Source organism: Prevotella sp. HMSC077E09 (genome assembly GCF_001814685.1).
GTDB classification, from domain to species: Bacteria; Bacteroidota; Bacteroidia; order Bacteroidales; family Bacteroidaceae; genus Prevotella; species Prevotella oris.
Genome location: NZ_KV817579.1, coordinates 28,038 through 33,521, shown reverse-complemented (window position 1 = coordinate 33,521; position 5,484 = coordinate 28,038). Strand labels below are relative to the sequence as shown.

Here is a 5,484-nt window from a genome sequence, read left to right as displayed (position 1 = left end):
GCAAAGGTAACATAAAAAACATTCACCACCAAATCTTTTTAAAGAAATATTCAAAATAACTTCAATTTATTTCACTAAATCTTACAAACCATCTACACGGAAAATATTACACCTTATTATATAATATGAAAGACAGACATAAAAGGACTGCCAGCGCCGCTGACTTACAGGGGCATTGCAATCTGCGTCAAAACAGCGTGTCATCTGCATCATATCATGCGGTATTCTGACCCAAACAGCACGCTGTTTTGCGTCAAATCGCAACGCCTCACAGCTCAAATTGCAGGCCAAGGTCTGAAATATGGTGAAGCAAAGTCTATTTTCCTGCTTTATCTTTTCTATTTGCCCATGCGCTGAAAAGTTAAAAACAAGGTTCAAATGTTTACAAAGTTCACTTTAAACAAGCTGCCTGATTTCAAACAGCACATCATGAAACAGCGGCTGTCAATGCGCTGATTGCTGCTGTTCGCAAGCCGGTTCATTTTCTTTTCCCTTTGAGGAAGCATCATTGGAGAGGCTTCTTTTAGGAGCTTCTCCAAATCTCTTGCTGTAGCATCTCGTGAAATATTTGGGATCATTGAAACCTACTTTGTAGGCAATCTCGGTGATGTTGCGGTCGTGTGGATTGTTGACGAGTATCTTTTTCGCCACATCTAAACGATAGTTGCGTAGGAATTGACTCGTAGAAAAACCTGTTTCCACATTCAACCTGCGGCTCAGCATACTGCGATTCATGCCTAAGGCCTCCGCCAACTCTGCCACTCCAAATTCTGAATTCATGTATTTCTGCTCCACAACAGCCATTACCTGATCCATGAAAGGCTTTTCCTTATCGTCCATTTCAGTCTGATCAGTCAGGAAACTGCGCTGTTTGCTCTGCCTTACCTTTTGCTGTACATGGAGAATTTCCTCTATACGATGCTGCAACTCCGAGGGTTCTTCGCTCTCACGCAAGGCATCTTCAATGGGTTGCATCAGTCGTTCGGCCTCTTTTCTGCGCAGTTCTCTCACACGACGCTTATAGAAATACCGCACCATAAAGCCCACTATGACGAGCAACAACAGTTCAAACCACCAGCTTTTCCAGAAATATGGGGCCACACTGACGGCTACTGAAGCCATCATATCATTCCCCTTACTCAATGCAGAGACATACTTTACCTGGAATTCATAGTCGCCTGGGGGAAGATGGGTATAGCGCATACTGTGCTCTCCGGGCTTCAACTGTATCCAATCATCCTCAAATCCTTTCATTCGACAACTGTAAACGCCTTGCGTTTCATTGCTGTAACTGAGCGAGGAAAACTCAAACATAATGGATTTATCAGCTTCACTGACGCGTATTCTCTTGGCCTGTGAAATGTCGTTATCAAGAACAGACGTTCCCACAACAGCATCTTCATTGTTCACTATAAGGCGTGTGAAACGGAGTCTGCCGTGATAAAGCGAAGCAGAATTATCGCCATGAAGCACCGTTACGCCTTTATCACTTCCCAAATATAAAGTTCCGTCAGCCCCACTGACAGCCGAATTCCAATAAAACTGTGATGAAAGCAGACCGTCGCTGACCGTGTAATTAGTAAATGCTTCCGTGTGAGGATTGAACTGAGAAAGCCCATTATCTGTGGTTATCCACAGCATTCCGTTACGGTCTTCCACAATCCCTTTCACCGCATTATTTGCCAAACCGTCTCGCTGGGTATAGGCTTTGAAGACGGTCTTCCCGTTTCTATCCGTCATTCTTTTATACAGACCATAACCGTTACTGCCTAACCATAATGTCCCATCGTGGCTCTGACAGAAAGCACAAAGCTTGTCGATAATACCGCTTTTCGGGTTATCCAACTTCGTTGAAAAATGAGTATAGGAGAAAAGATGCGGGGACTTTCGGTTGGATTTCAAATCAATTTTCACGACACCCGACACACAGCCCATCCAAAGACAACCTGTATTGTCAATGATACTGCCGATAGTTCCGCGGATGTTTCCACAACCTTTGAAGGGTTCGAATATCTCTTTGCGCCGAAGATCATAGGCATAGATGCCGTCGTTGCTGCCAATCCACATCAGTTGATTGCGCTGATCATAGCACAAGGCACCCACAAATTGCGTTAATCGGGCATAGTTTTCGGGTAGGGAAAGCTTCTGAATAGTGGCATGCGAGCGCATATCTATCAAGTGAAGTCCGCCTCCCCACGTACCAATCCACAAGCGTTTATCCCCATCAGCAGCCAAAGTTGACACGGCATTATGTGTCAATGCCGAGTTGGTTGTCGTGAAATGAGTGAAAACATTACTGCCCTTTGCCTTGCGGTTCAGCCCTCCTTCCACGGTACCTACCCACAATGTACCGTCTCTTTCAGCATACATTGCATTCACTGCATTCGGAGAAAGACTGGTAACGGCATCGGTATGGGAGAAGTTTTCCAATTGCAAAGGACGCGGATTTAATTTGGTAATGCCTCCCGTTTCCGTTCCCACCCATGTGAACCCATGATATACGAAAAGACAATTCACGAAATTACTGCTCAAAGGATTAGTCTTGCTGCCTGCATTCCAATGTAGGAAATCATCGGTAGTAGGCTGATAGAAGTCCACGCCCCCTAACGTTCCGACAAGCAACTGCCCCTCGGCTGACACGGCAAGTGACGACACATAGTCGTGCGAAAGAGAGCCAACAGCCATGCTATGATGATATTTCCTCAATGTCTTTTGAGTAAGATTGTAGCGCAGAAGCCCCTGCGAGCTGCCAATCCAAACATCTCTCCGAACCACTTTCAAAGAGGTGATAAAGTTTTCTTTCATGTGAGAAAACGCAGGATTTATCACGTGCTTAACGAGCCTTCCGTGTTCTATGGCGAGTTTATACAGCCCTCCGTCAATGGCTACCCACACCGAACCGTTCCGCTCTACATCGGCCAAAGCTATGTCGGGAGTATTGCCATGATAGCCAATCTGCAATATACGGGCAGCTTTCCCCTCATGATCTAACGTGACATGATAGATGAACGAACGGTTCACTATCCACAAAGCCTCCTTGCTGTCGCGGTAAACTTTCACGGAGAGTTGGTTGAGAATGCCTCGCAAGACATCATTCCTGCTATCAGGAACCACCGTCTTCATGGTCTTCAGATCAAGCACTTCGGTGTACTCATCAAAGCTTATCCACAGCCGATGAAACTCATCCTCCACAATATTATGACAGGTGTTACTGCGCAAAGACATGCCATCATTGCCCACACCAAAGTAGCGATAGGCATAGCCATCATAGCGAACAAGGCCGCCACCATGCGTGGCTATCCACATGAAACCATAGCTGTCTGCATAGATATCATCAACAAAATTACTGGGAAGTCCACCCGTCATGTTCAGATAAGACGCATTACTCTTCATGACATAAGCAGGTTGTGCCCATGCCGAGAAGCGGACAAAACAAAGAAAAAGCAATAAAATGAGATGTCGCATGCAGGTATTCTCTTTCCCCGATATTGGTTAATTAAACTATTCAGTCATGCAAAGATAGCAAAAAACAATGAGACATCAGCGATTTCCCTTTCAGATTATTTTATGATGCAAATAGTTCTTTTGTTTAGAAATAATCGGTAAACAGCAAGGCTTGTCTTCCCCCTCGTTCTTTAACATCCTGGCACACACGACAGAAACGAAAACCAACTACAAGGATTTGGAATTATCGTTGGAAAATAGTATATTTGCAGGAAATCGGCGACACCTGCAAACTGAAAGCACGCTTTCTTTGCGCTCGCTTGCACAATTTTCGCTCTTAAAACCAAATTCATTCATCATGGCAAAAATTACCGTTCAAAACACGCAGATAACCATTACCAAATATGACGGCAGAGATTATATCTCGCTCACAGACATGGCAAATGCCAAGGAAAGTGAAAGCCGGGCTGCGGACATCATTAAGAACTGGATTCGCAACCGTTATACCATTGAATTTCTCGGAACGTGGGAAATGATACACAATCCAAATTTTAAAGTGGTCGAATTCGACCACTTTAAATCACAGGCCGGCCTGCCAAGTTTTGTGATGAGCGCAGGCGAGTGGATTGAGAAGACAAATGCCATCGGCCTTGTGGTGAAACGAGGAAAATATGGTGGGACATACGCTTTTCGCGACATCGCTTTCGAATTCGGGACAGCAATCAGTGTTCCATTCAAACTCTACCTCATAGAGGAATTCCAGCGGCTCAAAACCGCAGAGCAGAAACAGACCGGCTGGTCGGCAAAGCGTGAGTTGTCGAAAATCAACTACCGCATCCACACCGACGCCATCAAGCAGCATCTCATCCCCGACAAGGTGACCCCCACGCAGGCCAGCGTCATCTATGCCGAGGAAGCCGACGTGCTCAACGTGGCCATGTTCGGCATCACCGCCAAGCAGTGGCGCGAGGCAAACCCCACACTGAAAGGCAACATCCGCGATTATGCCACTATCAACGAACTGATATGCCTGTCGAACATGGAAAATATCAATGCCGTGCTCATCGACGATGGCATTCCGCAGCACGACCGACTCGTAAGGCTCAACCAGGTGGCCATTCAGCAGATGCGCGTGTTAGCAGGCAGCAGCACAGGAAAATGGCTCACCGACGACAGCCGCTGACACACGCCCCGACCGCTTTTGTGGAAACCATTCCGCCCCACGCTTCACGTCATTCGCAGCGTAGGGCGATTGTTTTCAATCTCCTGCAAACTCTTCGTTTTCCTTCGCGTCAGACGCACTGTTTTCGGGCCACCCGAGACCTCGGATTGGCAGAAAATCGAAAAAAACAGCTGTCCGAGACCTCGGATAAATAAAAAACAAGAAAAACTGCCCGTCCGACCCCTCGGATGAACGAAAAACAAGAAAAACGGCTCAGATATGGGGTAATTCATCGGTTTTCGCGAAAAATTACCCGTCATCCATGGATGAAATCAAGAAAAAGCCGAAAAACACTCTTCATCCGTGGATGAAAATGAAAAAACGGCGAAAATCATTCTTCATCCGTGGATGAAAGCAAAAAAGAGGCAAAAAACGCCCGTCATCCTTGGATGAAAGCGAAAAAACAGCGAAAATCGGATTTCCCTCGCGGAGGAAAATCAAAAATCAGCGAAAGACGGATTTCCCCCACGGGGGAAAACGAAATAACAACGAGAACTAACTTTCCCCCGCAGAGGAAAGACTAAAAATGCTGAAAATCATTCGTCGCTCGTAATTTTTCATCGAAAAATGCCAAAAACAACGTTTCGCTTGCAAGCGATGAGCGAAAAACGCAGAAAATAGCCCGTCGCTCATGGTTTTTCATCGAAAATTACCAAAAACAATGTTTCGCTTGCAAGCGATGAGCGAAAAACGCAGAAAATAGCCCGTCGCTCATGGTTTTTCATCGAAAATTACCAAAAACAATGTTTCGCTTGCAAGCGACGAGTGAAAAATGGGAAAAATCACGGGACAGTAGATATTTAGTGTGGATAAGCATA

The 5,484-nt window shown here is 45.7% G+C and carries 2 protein-coding genes; one reads left to right on the top strand and one right to left on the bottom strand.

What is annotated here, in order from left to right:
• Positions 1-444: 444 nt before the first annotated feature.
• Positions 445-3,465: a two-component regulator propeller domain-containing protein gene (locus HMPREF2983_RS09920; RefSeq protein WP_070667992.1), complete on the bottom strand. Its 3,021-nt coding sequence runs from the start codon at positions 3,463-3,465 to the stop codon at positions 445-447.
• Positions 3,466-3,802: 337 nt separating this feature from the next.
• On the opposite strand from HMPREF2983_RS09920, the gene HMPREF2983_RS09915 reads away from it, so the two are divergent.
• Positions 3,803-4,627 (top strand): KilA-N domain-containing protein, encoded by an 825-nt coding sequence (locus tag HMPREF2983_RS09915; protein ID WP_070667998.1) that lies wholly within the window; start codon positions 3,803-3,805, stop codon positions 4,625-4,627.
• Positions 4,628-5,484: the final 857 nt, after the last annotated feature.

Excerpts from the sequence above, each read along its gene's own strand:
- HMPREF2983_RS09920 (WP_070667992.1), bottom strand. The coding sequence starts at position 3,465 with ATGCGACATCTCATTTTATTGCTTTTTCTTTGTTTTGTCCGCTTCTCG.
- HMPREF2983_RS09915 (WP_070667998.1), top strand. The coding sequence starts at position 3,803 with ATGGCAAAAATTACCGTTCAAAACACGCAGATAACCATTACCAAATAT.